This is a genomic window from Pseudomonas lurida (assembly GCF_013522705.1).
GTDB lineage: Bacteria > Pseudomonadota > Gammaproteobacteria > Pseudomonadales > Pseudomonadaceae > Aquipseudomonas > Aquipseudomonas quebecensis.
Genome location: NZ_JAAMRE010000005.1, coordinates 210,155 through 225,288 on the forward strand (window position 1 = coordinate 210,155; position 15,134 = coordinate 225,288).

At 64.0% G+C, this 15,134-nt stretch carries 14 protein-coding genes; 8 read left to right on the forward strand and 6 right to left on the reverse strand.

Annotated features, from left to right (window positions below; genetic code table 11):
- Positions 1–6 precede the first annotated feature (6 nt).
- From G7025_RS06860 to G7025_RS06885, 6 genes are read right to left on the reverse strand one after another with little or no spacing between them, the layout of a single operon-like run.
- Positions 7–939 (reverse strand): phosphatidate cytidylyltransferase, encoded by a 933-nt coding sequence (locus G7025_RS06860; protein ID WP_017528659.1) that lies wholly within the window; start codon positions 937–939, stop codon positions 7–9.
- A gap of 1 nt (position 940) precedes the next feature.
- Entirely contained in the window at positions 941–1,561 is a 621-nt protein-coding gene (locus G7025_RS06865) for a lysophospholipid acyltransferase family protein (RefSeq protein ID WP_181077580.1), read from the reverse strand.
- Positions 1,562–1,570: 9 nt separating this feature from the next.
- Positions 1,571–2,014, reverse strand: a complete 444-nt coding sequence (locus G7025_RS06870) for a hypothetical protein (RefSeq protein ID WP_181077581.1) — start codon at positions 2,012–2,014, stop codon at positions 1,571–1,573.
- Positions 2,004–3,302, reverse strand: coding sequence for a phosphatase PAP2/dual specificity phosphatase family protein (locus G7025_RS06875; protein ID WP_181077583.1), 1,299 nt, complete (start codon positions 3,300–3,302; stop codon positions 2,004–2,006). Before G7025_RS06875 ends, G7025_RS06870 begins: the two co-directional genes overlap by 11 nt.
- Before the next feature lie 2 nt (positions 3,303–3,304).
- Positions 3,305–5,059, reverse strand: a complete 1,755-nt coding sequence (locus G7025_RS06880) for a bifunctional alpha/beta hydrolase/class I SAM-dependent methyltransferase (RefSeq protein WP_181077585.1) — start codon at positions 5,057–5,059, stop codon at positions 3,305–3,307.
- 11 nt (positions 5,060–5,070) lie between these two features.
- On the reverse strand, positions 5,071–5,694 hold the full coding sequence (locus G7025_RS06885) for a CDP-alcohol phosphatidyltransferase family protein (protein WP_181077586.1): 624 nt from the start codon (positions 5,692–5,694) through the stop codon (positions 5,071–5,073).
- 212 nt (positions 5,695–5,906) lie between these two features.
- Between G7025_RS06885 and hflK (G7025_RS06890) the strand changes: the two genes are divergently transcribed.
- From hflK (G7025_RS06890) to cfaB, 8 genes are all read left to right on the forward strand, one after another.
- Complete coding sequence (hflK, locus tag G7025_RS06890) at positions 5,907–7,829, forward strand: protease modulator HflK (protein ID WP_181077588.1); 1,923 nt, start codon at positions 5,907–5,909, stop codon at positions 7,827–7,829.
- Between the two features lie 9 nt (positions 7,830–7,838).
- The gene (gene hflC / locus G7025_RS06895; RefSeq protein WP_181077641.1) at positions 7,839–8,831 is read left to right on the forward strand and encodes a protease modulator HflC; all 993 of its coding nucleotides are present in this window, start codon (positions 7,839–7,841) and stop codon (positions 8,829–8,831) included.
- Entirely contained in the window at positions 8,828–9,862 is a 1,035-nt protein-coding gene (gene hflK, locus G7025_RS06900) for a protease modulator HflK (protein WP_181077589.1), read from the forward strand. The genes hflC and hflK (G7025_RS06900) overlap by 4 nt, the downstream gene beginning before the upstream one ends.
- Positions 9,859–11,745 carry a cation-translocating P-type ATPase gene (locus G7025_RS06905; RefSeq protein ID WP_181077591.1) on the forward strand — a complete coding sequence of 629 codons (1,887 nt, stop codon included), beginning with the start codon at positions 9,859–9,861 and terminating at the stop codon, positions 11,743–11,745. The genes hflK (G7025_RS06900) and G7025_RS06905 overlap by 4 nt, the downstream gene beginning before the upstream one ends.
- A gap of 117 nt (positions 11,746–11,862) precedes the next feature.
- The gene (bufA2, locus tag G7025_RS06910; protein WP_181077593.1) at positions 11,863–12,114 is read left to right on the forward strand and encodes a BufA2 family periplasmic bufferin-type metallophore; all 252 of its coding nucleotides are present in this window, start codon (positions 11,863–11,865) and stop codon (positions 12,112–12,114) included.
- Between the two features lie 65 nt (positions 12,115–12,179).
- Positions 12,180–13,025 carry an MNIO family bufferin maturase gene (bufB, locus tag G7025_RS06915; protein ID WP_181077595.1) on the forward strand — a complete coding sequence of 282 codons (846 nt, stop codon included), beginning with the start codon at positions 12,180–12,182 and terminating at the stop codon, positions 13,023–13,025.
- Positions 13,016–13,804: an HvfC/BufC N-terminal domain-containing protein gene (locus G7025_RS06920; RefSeq protein WP_181077596.1), complete on the forward strand. Its 789-nt coding sequence runs from the start codon at positions 13,016–13,018 to the stop codon at positions 13,802–13,804. Before bufB ends, G7025_RS06920 begins: the two co-directional genes overlap by 10 nt.
- An 86-nt stretch (positions 13,805–13,890) precedes the next feature.
- On the forward strand, positions 13,891–15,075 hold the full coding sequence (gene cfaB / locus G7025_RS06925; protein WP_181077598.1) for a C17 cyclopropane fatty acid synthase CfaB: 1,185 nt from the start codon (positions 13,891–13,893) through the stop codon (positions 15,073–15,075).
- Positions 15,076–15,134: the final 59 nt, after the last annotated feature.

Below are 15,134 nucleotides of genomic sequence, written 5' to 3' on the forward strand. Positions count from 1 at the left end.
CGGGGGTCAGGTCCACCAGTAGCGTACGAGGTGGAAGAAAATGGGGGCCGCGAAACACACCGAATCCAGCCGATCCAGCATGCCGCCGTGCCCTTCGATCATATGTCCCCAGTCCTTCACCCCCCGGTCACGCTTGATCGCCGACATGACGATGCCGCCAGCGAAGCCGAGCAGGTTGATCAGCAGCGCAATCAAAAACGACTGCCACGGATTGAACGGCGTGGTCCACCACAACGCCGCGCCGATCAGGGATGACAGCAGAATCCCGCCGACGAAGCCTTCCACGGTTTTGGACGGCGACAGGTTCGGCGCGATCTTATGTTTGCCGAACAGCTTGCCGCACACGTATTGCAGCACGTCCGACAACTGCACCACGATCACCAGGTAGGCGATCAGCAGCAGGTTGCGGCCTTCATAGCCGGGAATGTCCAGTGTCAGCAGCGCGGGTACGAACGACACGCAGAACACCGCGATCATCAGGCCCCACTGCACCTTCGACGCGCGCTCCAGAAAGTGCGTGCTGTCGCCGCCTAACGACGCGAGGATCGGCAGCAGCAGGAACACGTACACCGGGATAAAGATCGAGAACAAGCCGTACCAGTCCGAGTAAATCAGCAGGTATTGCAGCGGCAGGGCCAGGTAGAACGCGGCCACCAGGGCCGGGTAGTCGCTGCGGCGGGTGGGGGTGAGGGTGAGGAATTCGCGCAAGGCGTAGAACGACACCGCATAAAACAGCAGGATTACCGCGCCGGTGCCGAGCCAGAAGGCGATACCGATCACCACCACCATGACCCACCAGGCGTTGATGCGCGCGTTGAGGTTGTCGATCACCGCGTTTGGCGTGCCACGGGTGCGCAGTTTGAGAATCAGGCCGATCAGCGAGGCCAGGACCAGGATCGCGCCGATCCCGCCGAACAACATCAGGGTTTGGCTATCCATCTCAGGAGTGCTCCGGGGCAAGGGCGAGCAGTGCATCGCGGGTGCGGGCGAGGAACAGCGCCTTGTCTTCGCCGTCTTGCAGTTGCAGGGGGGCACCGAAGCTGGTGGTGCACAGCAGGGGCAGCGGCAGGACGCGGCCCTTGGGCATGACCCGATTGAGGTTGGCGATCCACACCGGGATCAGCTCGGCCTGTGGGTAACTTTTCGCCAGGTGATACAAACCGCTTTTGAACGGTAGCAAGCCGTCCTCCAGATTGCGCGTGCCTTCCGGGAAGATGATCAGCGAGTCGCCACCTTCCAGCGCCGCCAGCATCGGTTGCAGAGGGTTATCCACAGGCTCTTTGCGCTCACGATCAATCAGCACACCGTTGAACACGCGGTTGATGATGTAGCGGCGCAGGGCGCTTTTATTCCAGTAATCGCTGCCGGCCACCGGGCGTGTGAACTTGCGCAGGTTCTGCGGCAGCGAGGCCCACAGGAGCACGAAGTCGCCGTGGCTGCTGTGGTTGGCGAAATAGATGCGCTGCACCGGCACCGGCGCGCAACCCAGCCACAGGCTGCGAGCGCCCGTGACAGTGCGGGCCATGGAGGTAATCAGCGTGGCGACCACAGGTTCGAACATGGGGGTTCCTTATCCGGCGAAAGGCAGCCAAGGGCTGGCGAGGATCACGGCCAGGGTCAGCAGGGTTTGAGCGCCCAGCAGCCAGGCTTGTTTGCGCAGCAGTTTGAGGGCGCCGCGACGCCGTTCGGTCCAGGGCCGGCCGGCACGCTTGGGCGATTGCAGGCCCAGAGTCTGCAGAGCCTGGTCGAGGTCGGCGGTACGCTCGGTGTCGCGGGCCAGGAGGTCGAACAGGTCGGCGTCGAAGGCCACCCGCAGCGCCCAGTACTTCTGCAGCAGCCCGAGCAGAATCATCCACAGGCTGAGCAGCAGGCAGATGGGCGAAACGCTGACCATCAACAGCTGTGCCAGGCCGAATAACACCCCGACCAGCGTCAGGCCTGTGGATAACTGATCCAAGGAGCGGCCGCGGCGCAGCAGGCTGGCGACGACCTGAAGTTCCATATCAGCGGGCATGGGCCAAACCCTCAAGGGCTGAACGATGAGCGGGGTGCAGGACCACCTCGGTCCGCGCTGTACCAATCATAGCCAGTGCTTTATCTACCGTGGCGGCGCGGCCGCTGTGCAGCAGCCAGGCCGCAACAGCGGTGGCACTGCGCGAATAACCCAGGGCACAGCACACCAGCAGCGGACCTTCGATGCGCAGGCGCTCAATGGCCTGGGCCGCCTGCAGGCATTCGGCGGGTGTGGGCGCAGTCAGGTCCAGGACGGCGATGCATTGATAAGCCCGGCCCTGTGGATAAATCGGTAACTCAGCGCAGAGGTCGACGATGGCCTTGAAAGACGTTTGCTCGCTCGTCGTGGGTATTCGCCCGAGCCAGACGTTATCCACAATCAGATCCGGCTGTGGATGCTTGCGTGTCCATAGCCGTGAATTTATCCACGCCGCCGCCAGATAAGGCGCATACAGCCAGCGCGCGGCTGGCGTCAGTCGGCCATCGCTGCGCTTCTGAAACCCCACAGCGCCCAGCACGGCGTAATTGGCACTGACCAACCCCAGCGACACGGCTGGCCACAGCAGCCATAGCCAGCCGCCATCCAGCTTCAAGGCCGCTGTCGCCAGGGCCAAGGCCCCCAAGCCGTAGCGCAACCCCAGCCGCCAACGTTTCGGGTCGCGAGCCAAACGTGCATTCAACAGCGGGCTGGGATGTTCCACCGGCCACAGCCATACGCACAGCCAGCCGGCGAGGGCGCCTGTGGGTAAGTCAATAAAGTGATGTTGATAAGTGGTCAGTACCGAAATACCGATCAAGGCGAACCAGCCATGTACCACCCAGCGCCACGCACCTTGGGTGTGGCGCTGGTACATCACCCACAGGATCACCAGTAGGGCGATATGCAGCGAAGGCGCTTGGTTGAACGGCTTGTCGAAGCCAGCCAGCACGGCAAACAGCCAGCCGAATACGCCGTCCAGTTCCGGCCGCTCGAACGTGAAGCGCAGCGGCCAGATCAAAAAGCAGCTCACGGCGATGATCTGGGCGGACAGCAGGCGCAGGACATGTTGTTTGAGTTCATGGCGGCTGTTGGGCAGCAGCAGGGAGAAGCCATACAGCAGGTCAATGGACCAGTAGGGCACGATGGTCCAGGCCCAGAACGGCATATGGCTTTCCCAGTCGAATACCAGCGTACCCACATCGCTGCGCTGGCTGGTGACCCAGGTGGCAAAGCCGTAGGTGCTGAAAAACAGCGGCGCCAGCAGCAGCAGCCACAGGACCGCAGGCTTTAACAGGCCGGGTTCGCGCATGGTCAGATCTTCTGTGCCAGGGACACGGTGAAAATGCCCCATTCATCCACGCGCTGGGTGATCTTGCGGAACCCGGCGGCTTCCACCAACTGGTCCATTTCCGCCTGGCTGCGACGGCGCATCACCCACGCCTGACCCTGGCGATGGCTGGTCAGCGCACGGGCGATCAGCTCCAGCTGCGGGTGCCATGGCTGGCCGGTGTAGACCAGATAACCGCCAGGCTCCACTGCCTCGGCCAGACCGGCCAGCGAGCCACCGACCATACCGTTGTCGGCGAACAATTCGTACAACCCGGACACCACCGCCAGGGTCGGTTCAGGGGTCAGCGCCGCCAAATCCAGGCGGTCGAACGCGTCGCCTTTCACGAATTGCGCGATATCCCCCAGGCCTTTTTCGCGGATCAATGCGCCACCGTCGCGCACGTTGATGTCGCTGTAGTCGCGCAGCAGGATCGATTCCGGCAGCGGCGATACACCCTGCAAAGCCTCCAGAATGTAACGGCCATGGCCGGCGGCGATGTCAACGATGCGCACCTCGCGCTGTTCATCGCGCAACCGGACCATGGCCAGGCGCAGCAGTTCTTCGACGTTCAGCTTGCGCTGGCGAATGCCGCGCCAGCCGATGGAATTGAGGTAGTTGGCGTCGATCATGCGCCCCAGGGCGCCTTTGCCCGTGGGAGTGTTGCGGTACACATAATCCAGGGTGCTGCCGGAGTCGAAACCGGTATCGAAACCCAGTTTGACGCCTTCGGACAGGTTCTTGCCCAGACCCATGCTCGCACGGGTCATGCGCCAGTACAGGTCGCGTGGGGAATTGTGCGGCAGCGGCGCGGCCAGGGATTCGGACTCGGCGCACGTGGCGCCCAGTTTGTCGGCGTCCAGCAGCGAGGCGCGGTCCAGCGGGTGCTCGAAATTCTGCAGGATAAAGCGCCGGGCGCTGCTTACCGCCACCGCACGGTCGCGTTCGCCGAGGGTGTCATGGAAGAACCCGGGCAGGATGTGCAGTTCTTTTTTCAGGCTGCCCAGGCGGTCGAAAAACTGCTGTTGCGGTTTGCGATGCACCACAAAGTCAGCGCCGGACACCAGCAGCTGGGTCGGCACCTGGATCGCCTGGGCGTCTGCGACCACGCGGTCGGCGGCTTCGTACAGGCCCAGCAGCACATTCACCGAAATCGCCTTGGTGATCAGCGGATCGCTGTCGTAGGACGCCACGCGCTCCGGGTCGTGGCTGAGGAACTTGGCCTTGACGTAGCTGTTGACGAAAAAGTTGCCGCGAAACTTGCGCATCAAGGCCAGGCCAGTTCGTGCGAACGGCACATACAGCTTGACCTTGAACGCCGGGGAAGCGAGCACCAGCGCGCGGATTTTCGGCGCGTAATCGTGTACCCAGGTGGCGGCGATCACCGCGCCGACACTTTGAGCAACCACGGCGAAGTTCTCTTGCTCAATGCCATAGGTGGCGCCGATGTGGTCGCAAAAGGTCTGCACGTCGCGCGCGCTGGTGGCGAAGCTGGGGCTGTCACCGCGGTCACCGGGCGACTGGCCATGGCCACGGGCGTCCCAGGCGAAGAAGTCGAATTGCGGCAGGTCGAGTTCATCGACCAGGTGCGCGATACGCCCCGAGTGCTCATGCCCGCGATGGAACAACACGATTGCCTTACGCGGCTCGCCGCCCGCTGGGGCGGTGGCCGGCCAGTGCCGGTAGAAAAGCTCGACGCCATCATGGGTACTGAAGGTGTGCTGTTGCTGTTCGCGCATCGCAGAATCCTTTATGCAGAAGGGGAGGTGGTTTGAGCTTCTTTGAGGCCTTGGCGCACGCGGTTGACCAGGGTGTAGGCCAGCAGTGCGGCGACCAGCCACATCAGCGTGTCGACCCAACCGCTGCCCAGCCAGCCGAGCGCCACGCCGGTGGCCAGCACGCCGAGTACGAAGGCCCGGTCGCTTTTGCCCATCGGCCCATCGTAACGGCGCGATGCACCGACCATCGGCCCGAGCACGCCAGCGTATTCGCTGAACACCGCCAGTAACGCCACCAGCAGCACCGCCGCCAGGCTGACGCCGGGGATCAGCGCAAATGGCAGGATCAGGGCGCTGTCGGCGATGACGTCGCACAGCTCATTAAGGTACGCACCCAGGCGCGATTGCTGGCCGAATTCGCGCGCGAGCATGCCGTCGATGGCATTGAGCGCCATGCGCAGGATCATCCACACCGGGATCAGCGCAAACAGCCACAGGTGTTGGGCAAAGCCGGCAATCAACAGGCCGACGAGCAGCGAAATAATGCCGGCCAGCACGGTGATCTGGTTGGCGGTGGTGCCGTTGTCGTAGAGGCGCTGCACGAGGGGACGCAGCAGGTTTTGAAACCGCGGTTTGAGCTGATAGATCGAAATCATGGGGGATGACGCTTCCTTGTCCGTGAGCCCGCTGGAGTGTGCCGATTATTCCGGGCCTGCACCAGCGATAGCGTGTGTTTATGGGGGGTTAATCACGCTCCTGACGGCAATGAAGGTCAAGGGTGGGCAATGTTTGAAGCAGGGGTTACCGAACAAAAATTTCACGCTGTGTGTTATATCGTAACGAATTGTGTACGAGCGGGCGTGTTGGGATGCAAGTGGATCTAGAAGCTGACGGCGCTTCGGTAGAGGGCCTGCCGCGTTTTCAGCAGGGGCTGTTCCATGCCCGGCGGTTGCGTCAGGCCGGTATCAGCCTGACGGTGCTGGCGGTGATCGGCTGGGTGCTGGCGTTGTTTGTCGCGCTGTTTGCGCCGCTGTCGATCTGGCCGGTGGTGCTGATCAATTGCGCCTCGGCGTTGCTGGTGCTGGTGGCGGGGTTGCAATCAGCGTGGTGGGTGGCGGATTGGCGCGCGCAGGCGCTGGAGCCGACCGTTGAGTCGGTCGAACCCGGCGAGGCGGCCAGCGGCTGGTCTGCACGGTTGCTGGAGCGTTTCGGCACTGGGCTGCTGGCCCAGGTCGGTACGCCGGTGTTGTGGCTGTGCGGCTGGTCGCTGCTGGCGCTGATCAGCATCGCGGAGTTTTGGAACCTGGCGTTACCGGCCGCCCAAGTCGGCCAGTCCGCCAGCATCGGCGCCGCGTTGGCGTTGGCCCTGGCGTTTGGCGTGCTGGTGTTCGAGCGCCGGCTGGCCCAGGAAACCGCCGCGCAATGGCCCGAAGCCGCGCAGTTGGCACAGTTGAGCCGGGTGGCGATCAGTTGCCTGGTGGTCAGCGCGGTTTGCCTGTTGTTCGCCGGTGAGGCATCGGTATGGCCGCTGCGTCTGGCGACCCTCGTGGGGTTGTTGCCGGCGCTGGTGGCGCTGGAGTTCTTGTTCAGGGCCGTGCTGTCGCTGTTCAGCCCGCGCCAGCCACGGCGGGAGCCGCGCCTGATGGCGCAGAGCTTTATCGCCGGCCTGCTGCGTTGGCCGCCGCGCCCGTTGCTGGCGTTGCAGCATGAATTGCACAATCGCTTCGGTATCGATCTGCGCCAGATCTGGGCGTTTACCTACATGCGCCGAGCGTTTTTGCCGGTGCTGGTGGTGGTTCTGGCGATCGGCTGGGCGCTGACCGGCGTGCATGAAGTCCCGCTGCAAGGCCGTGGGATTTATGAGCGCTTCGGTAAACCGGTCGAGGTGTTCGGCCCCGGGCTGCACACCGGGTTGCCGTGGCCATTAGGGCGTGTGTTGCCAGTGGAAAACGGCGTGGTGCATGAGCTGGCGACCAGTGCCAGCGACGCCGCGGCCCCGGCGCCGGCGCCCGCCGAAGGCCCGCCGCCGCTGATCGCCAATCGCCTGTGGGACGCCAGCCATGTGAACGACAAATCCCAGGTCATCGCCAGCCGCCGTGGCGACACTCAGGGCTTCCAAATCGTCAATATGGACGTGCGTTTCGTCTACCGCATCGGCCTCAGCGATCAGGCCGCGCTCGCCGCCACCTACAACAGCGCGGACGTACCGATGCTGATCCGCAGCACCGCCAGCCGTATCCTCGTGCACGATTTTGCCTCGCGCACCCTCGACGAATTGCTCGGTGAGCAGCGCACCCGCCTGGCGGATGAAATTGGCCGTGCCGTGCAGGCAGATTTGCAGCGCCTGGACAGCGGGGTGGAAATTCTCGCCACGGTGGTGGAAGCCATCCACCCACCGGCCGGCGCCGCCAATGCTTATCACGCCGTGCAAGCCGCACAGATCGGCGCCCAGGCCCTGATCGCCCGCGAACGCGGCGCCGCCAGCGAGCAGACCAACCAGGCCCTGCTGCGCGCCAGCAGCGCTCGCGACCAGGCCCAGGCCAGCGCCCGTGAAGTGAATGCCGGGGCACAGGCTGCCGACCTGCGTTTCACGGCCGAACAAAAGGCTTACGCCACGGCGGGCCGGGCATTTGTGCTGGAGCAGTATTTCAGCCAGCTCAGTCAGGGCCTGGCCCACGCCAAGTTGCTCATTTTGGATCACCGTCTGGGCGCCGATGGCGCGCCGACCATCGATCTGCGTTCTTTCACTTTGCCGGCCGACCCCATGGCGCCGCGTAAAGCCGTGCAATAAGGAGTCTGTCTGTTGAGCGCTCATTCTCACGATCACGGTCATCACCACGGCCATCATCACCACCATCATCATGACGAGGAGCACGCCGGCGGCCCGTTCCCTTGGCGGCGTATGGGCTGGGCCGTGTTGCTGGTGCTGTTTGCGCTGGCGGCGGCGAGCCTGGTGCAGGTGCGTTCCGGCGAGGCCACGGTGATCACCCGGTTCGGCAACCCGTCGCGGGTGTTGCTGGAACCGGGCCTGGGCTGGCGCTGGCCGGCGCCGTTCGAAGCAGCGATCCCGGTAGACCTGCGCCTGCGCACCACTTCCAGCGGTCTGCAAGATGTGGGCACGCGCGACGGCCTGCGCATCATCGTGCAGGCCTACGTGGCCTGGCAGGTGCAGGGCGACGCCGAGCATGTGCAGCGCTTTATGCGCGCGGTGCAGAACCAACCGGATGAGGCGGCGCGGCAGATTCGTACGTTTGTCGGCTCGGCGCTGGAAACCACCGCCGCCAGCTTCGACCTGTCCAGCCTGGTCAATACCGACGCCGGCCAGGTGCGTATCGCCGACTTCGAGGCGCAGTTGCGTCAGCAGATCGATCAACAATTGCTCGCCACTTACGGCGTGCGCGTCGCGCAGGTCGGGGTCGAACGGCTGACCTTGCCGTCGGTGACCCTTACCGCCACCGTCGACCGCATGCGCGCCGAGCGGGAAACCATCGCCACCGAACGCACCGCCGTGGGCAAGCGCGAAGCGGCGCAGATCCGTTCGGCCGCCGAGCGTGACGCGCGGATCGTGCAGGCGGACGCCACGGTCAAGGCCGCCGATATCGAAGCGCAGTCGCGGGTCGAGGCGGCGCAGATTTACGGACGCGCCTACGCCAGCAATCCGCAGCTGTATAACCTGCTGCGCTCGCTCGACACCCTGGGCACGGTAGTCACGCCAGGCACCAAGATCATCCTGCGCACCGACGCAGCGCCGTTTCGCGCGCTGGTGGACGGGCCCAAGGATGTTCAACCATGACCGAGCGTGACAGCCCGGACAGCCCCTGGATCCAGGCCGGGCGCTTGACCTTCATGGCGCTGTATGCGGTGACGGTGCTGGCGGCGTTGGCGTGGGCGTTTTCCAATGTGCGCCAGATCGACCCGCAGAACCGCGCCGTGGTATTGCACTTCGGCGCGCTGGACCGCGTCCAGAATGCCGGGCTGTTGCTGGCCTGGCCGCAGCCGTTCGAGCAGGTGGTGTTGCTGCCGGCGGCGGACCGTGTGCTCGAGCGCCGGGTGGAAGGCCTGCTGCGCTCGGACGCGGCGATCCAGGCCGACCGGGTGGCCAGTTTCGCCACGCCGCTCAGCGACGCCCTGGCCGGTTCCGGGTACCTGCTGACCGGTGATGCCGGCGTGGTGCAACTGGATGTGCGGGTGTTCTACAAAGTCACCGAGCCCTATGCCTTTGTGCTGCAGGGCGACCATGTGCTGCCGGCGCTGGATCGCCTGGTGACCCGCAGCGCGGTGGCACTGACGGCGGCGCGAGACCTGGACACGATCCTGGTGGCCCGCCCGGAACTGATCGGCAGCGACAACGGCGCCGCCGAACGCCGCGAGCGCCTGCGCGGCGACTTGGTGCAAGGCATCAATAAACGCTTGGCCGAGTTGACCGCCAGCGGGCTGGGCCTGGGCATCGAAGCCACCCGTGTGGATGTGCAATCGAGCCTGCCGGGGCCGGCGGTGAATGCGTTCAATGCGGTGCTCACTGCCAGTCAGCAGGCTGATAAAGCCGTGGCCAATGCGCGAACCGAGGCTGAAAAACTCACCCAGGCCGCCACCCAGCAGGCCGACCGGCTGGTGCAAGTGGCGCACGCCCAAGCCAGCGAACGCCTGGCCAATGCCCAGGCGCAGACCGCCACGGTGACCAGCCTGGCGCAGGTGAAAGACCCGGGCCTGCTGTTGCGCCTGTACCGCGAGCGTTTGCCGAAGGTGCTCGGCCAGGCCGGGTCCGTGACCACGGTGGACCCCAAAGACGACGCCCGCTTGATCATTCAGGGAGCCGAACAATGAGCGCAGCGATGCTGACCTCCGCCGAGCAGCGCAGCGCAGCCCGGCAGTTGACCCTGGCGATGCTGGCCCTGGGCTTGTTGGTACTGGGGCTGGTGTGGCGCTGGCTGGCGCCGGACCAGAGTGGTGTGAGCCAACTGCTGCTGGGCGTCGCCTCGCTGCTGGTGGCGGTGCCGGTGATGCGTTCGGCCTGGTACAGCCTGCGTTTTCCCAGCCTGCATGGCATCACCGACCAACTGATCGCCCTGGCCATGCTCGGCGCCTGGGCCACCGGCGACCTGCTGACCGCTGCGTTGCTGCCGATCATCATGATCTTCGGCCATGTGCTGGAGGAGCGCAGTGTGATCGGCTCTCAGGAAGCGATCCATGCCCTGGGCAAACTGACCCGCAGCCACGCGCGCCTTGTGCAGGCCGACGGCAGCGTTCAGGAAGTGGACAACGGCACACTGAACACCGGCGATATCGTCGAAGTGCGCGCCGGTGACCGGGTACCGGCCGATGGCGTGGTGCTGTCGGGCCAGGCCAGCCTGGACACGGCGCCGATCACTGGTGAATCGGTACCGCTGGAGGCCAGCGCCGGTGTGCAGGTGTTCGGCGGGGCGATCAATCTAGATGGCTTGTTGCGTATTGAAGTGACGCGTACCGGTAGTGAGTCGACCTTGGGCAAAGTCATTGCATTGATGCAGAACGCGGAGCGCTCCAAGCCGCCGATCACGCGGCTGCTGGAGCGCTATGCGGGCAGTTACATGGTGCTGGTGCTGCTGTTGGCGGCCGTTACCTGGTTTGTGACCAACGACGCTCAGGCGATGCTCGCCGTGCTGGTAGCGGCGTGCCCGTGCGCGTTGGTGTTGTCGGCGCCGGCCACGGCGATTGCCGGGATTGCCGTGGCGGCGCGCCATGGGATTTTGATTCGCAGCTCGGCATTTCTAGAGGAGTTGGCGGACCTGACGTCCCTGGTGGTCGACAAGACCGGCACCCTGACCTTTGGCACCCTGCGCCTGCAATCCATCGAAACCACTGCGCCTGATCGGCAAGTGTTGCTGAATTTGGCAGCCAGCCTGGGCTCGGCCAGCAGCCACCCGGTCAGCCGGGCGTTGGCGGGGTTAGCGACGCAGGAACAGATGTGGGTGTTGACCGACATCCGCGAACGCCAGGGCCTTGGGGTAGTGGCACAGACCGAGGAGGGCGAAGCGGCCTTGGGGCGCCCTGAGTTGTTCGAGCAATTGGACATCGTGACCAGTGCCGTGCCGACCCATGACGGGCCGATCGCCGGGCTGGCGCTGAACGGGCAATTCCTCGCCTGGCTGCTACTGGCCGACAGCGTCAAACCGGAGGCCCGCCAGGCCCTGCAAGAGCTGCGCGAGCTGGGCCTTGGGCGTCAATTGCTGCTCACAGGCGACCGCCAGAGTGTCGCTGACAGCCTGGCGCTGGATGTGGGCATCAGCGATGTCGCCGCCCAGGCGCTGCCGGAGGACAAGCTCAACCGCGTGCTGGCCGAGATCGATAGCGGCTTCCGGCCGATGGTGGTGGGTGATGGCATCAACGACAGCCTGGCACTCAAGGCCGGCGTGGTCGGCGTGGCCATGGGCGCGGGCGGGGCGGATATCGCACTGGCCTCGGCGGACGTGGTACTGATCGGCAGCGATCTGCGTCGCTTGGGCACCTGTGTGCGCTTGAGTCGCCAGTGCCGGCAGACGCTGCAGGTCAATGTGATCATCGGCCTGGGCTGGACGCTGGCCATCGTCGTGTTCGCGGCCTTCGGCTGGTTGGGCGCAGCGGGGGCAATGATTGCGGCGCTGTTGCATAACCTCAGCACGTTATTGGTACTGGGCAATGCCGGGCGCTTGCTGCGGTTTCAGGAGCCGTTGCTGAAACCGGAAGAATAAATTTTCAGGAAAAAATGCGAGCGGCTGTAACGCCGATGGGGGGCCTCACTCTAGTGGCGTGTCAGGACCGAGCACTCCGCCCGGCCGACGCCACGACTGAACAATGAGGATGACCCCATGAATATCAAACAAGCCGTTTCCGGTGCTGCCCTGGCTATCGCTGCCGCTTCCCTGTTTGCCGGTGTTGCCACCCAGGCACAAGCGGCTGACGCGCCGGTTCATTGCTACGGCGTCACTGCCTGCAAAGGCATGAACGACTGCAAGACTGCGGAAAACGCCTGCAAGGGCCAGGCTGTCTGCAAGGGCCACGGTTTCAAGACCATGACCAAGGCTGAATGCGATAAGGCTGGCGGCAAAGTCGGCGAATAAGCGCAAGCCGGGTGTTACCGCAGCGTGTTTTGCGACCGCTGCGGACACTTTTCCTGGAGTCCACGATGGCCACCTCGCTTCCTTTCCTGGGCTACGGCCTGGGGTTACGCAACGAATATTACGAACAGATCCTTGAGCAATCGCCTGCGGTGGATTGGTTCGAAGTGATTTCCGAAAATTACCTGGTCCAGGGCGGCAAAGCCTTGTATTACCTGGACGCGATTGCCGAGCGCTACCCAGTGGTGATGCACGGCGTATCGCTGTCGATCGGCGGGCCTCATGCCCTCGATCTCGATTACCTGAAGCAGATTAAACAGCTCGCCGAGCGCATCCAGCCGGCGTGGGTGTCCGATCACCTGTGCTGGAGCCGCGGCAACGCGCACCAGTTGCATGACCTGCTGCCTTTACCCTACACCGAAGAAAGCCTTTACCACGTGGCTGGCCGCGTTCGTCAGGTGCAGGACATTCTGCAACGGCCGCTGGTGCTGGAAAATGTCTCCAGTTACGTGCGCGCCCGGTCGGACGAGTTCACCGAGTGGGAATTCCTCAACGCCCTGGCCCATTTGTCGGGGTGCCAGTTATTGCTGGACGTGAACAACGTTTACGTCAGTGCGCGTAATCATGGTTTCGACGCCTGGACCTTCATCCGCAACCTGCCGCCGCAGAGCATTCGCCAACTGCACTTGGCCGGGCACCTGGACTATGGCGACTATGTGGTCGATACCCATGATCATCCGGTGTGCGACCCCGTGTGGGCGCTGTATCAACAGACGCTGGAACACATCGGGCCGGTATCGACGTTACTGGAACGCGATGACCGTTTCCCACCCTTTCATGAGTTGCTCGACGAGTTGGATAAGGCCCGTGAGCTGGGCGCATCGACCCTGGCCAGGAGAGCCCTATGCGCCTGATCGATTGGCAGTTGGCGTTCGAGCAGCACCTGCTGGCTGATAACCCGGCGCTTGAGCCTGGGTTTGCCGCCACGTTGCGCGGCGGGCCGACCCTGGATGTGGATACGGGCCTGGCGATTTATCACAACGCCTACCGTGCTCGGTTGCAGGAAGTGCTGCGGCATGACTTCAGCGCCATTCGTTACTGGCTGGGGGATGACGAATTCGCCGCACTGGCCGATGCCTATGTGCGCCGCTACCCGTCCGCGCATTACAGCCTGCGTTGGCTCGGCGCGCGGTTCGCCGCGTTTATCCTGGAGCACCTGGTGCCGCAGCACAGCGCGCCACTGGCCGAACTGGCGCGGTTGGAGTGGGCCTTTACCCTGGCGTTCGATGCGCCTGAGGGCGAACCGCTGAGCCTCGCGGAGTTGGCCGGGCTGGCGCCTGAGGCCTGGCCTGGCTTGCGCGTGGCGCTGGTTCCGTCTGTGCAACAGCTGTTGTGCCATTTCAACTCGGTGGCAATCTGGCGCGCCAGCAAGGACGAGACGACTTTCCCCGGCAGCCAGGCCATGGACCCCGCGCAGATTTGCCTGGTCTGGCGCCACGAACAGGTATGCCGCTATCGCAGCCTGGATGTTGCGCAAGCCTGCGCCCTGGCCGGCATGGTGACGACCGGTTGGTGCTTTGGCGAACTGTGCGCCGAACTGGAAGTCACTTATGCAGAGGGTGCCCCGCTGCAGGCTGTTACGTGGCTGAAACAGTGGGTCCAGGAAGGGTTGCTGCAGCGTCGAGACCCATAGTCGTGCTCGATGGAATCGATAGCCTCCTACTCGTCTTGGGATGGTCTACCCTCACAGCAGACGTCTGAAACAAGGGGGGACTACTCATGCTCGCGCAACTTCCACCGGCCTTACAGAATCTTCAGCTGCCGCTGCGTCTTCGACTCTGGGATGGCCATGAATTCAACTTGGGCCCCGAGCCCAGCGTCACCATCGTGGTCAAGGACCCCACGGTCGTGCCTCAGCTTTCCCATCCCACGCTCGACACCTTGGGCGAAGCCTTTGTGGTGGGCAAATTGGAGCTTGAGGGCTCCATCACCGAAGTGATCCGGGTGTGCGACGAGTTAAGTCACGCGCTGGTGGATGACGACGAAGGCAGTCGTCCGGTGCGCTCGATTCACGACAAGGCCACGGACGCGGCGGCCATTTCCTACCATTACGACCTGTCCAATGCCTTCTACCAGCTGTGGCTGGATCAGGACATGGCGTACTCCTGCGGTTATTTCGAAACCGGCAGCGAATCCATCGACCAGGCCCAGCAGGACAAATTCCGCCACCTGTGCCGCAAGCTGCGGTTACAGCCGGGCGAGTACCTGCTGGATGTCGGTTGCGGCTGGGGCGGACTGGCGCGTTACGCGGCGCGGGAGTTCGGGGTCAAGGTGTTCGGCATTACCTTGAGCAAGGAGCAACTGCAACTGGCCAGGGAGCGGGTCGAGGCCGAGGGCCTGCAGGATCAGATCGACCTGCAACTGCTCGACTACCGCGACCTGCCCCAGGATGGCCGCTTCGACAAAGTGGTCAGCGTAGGCATGTTCGAACACGTCGGCCACGCCAACCTGGCGCAGTACTGCAAGACCTTGTTCGGTGCTGTGCGCGAAGGTGGCCTGGTGATGAACCACGGCATCACGGCCAAACATACCGACGGCCGCCCGGTTGGGCGTGGTGCGGGTGAGTTTATCGAGCGCTACGTGTTTCCCAATGGCGAACTGCCGCACCTGGCAATGATGACCGCCGAGCTCAGTGAAGTGGGGCTGGAGGTGGTCGACGTCGAAAGCCTGCGCCTGCATTACGCGCGCACGCTGGACCACTGGAGCGAGCGCCTTGAAGACAACCTGGATGCGGCGTCCAGGATGGTGCCGGAGCAGGCATTGCGCATCTGGCGGCTGTACCTGGCGGGCTGTGCCTATGCGTTCGCGCGGGGCTGGATCAACCTGCACCAGATCCTGGCGGTCAAACCTCATGCCGACGGCAGCCATGAACTGCCGTGGACGCGGGAAGATATCTACCGCTGAACCAGGGGGGCAGATGTGGGAGGGGGCAAGCCCCTCCCACAGTTTTTCTACCGTGTTGG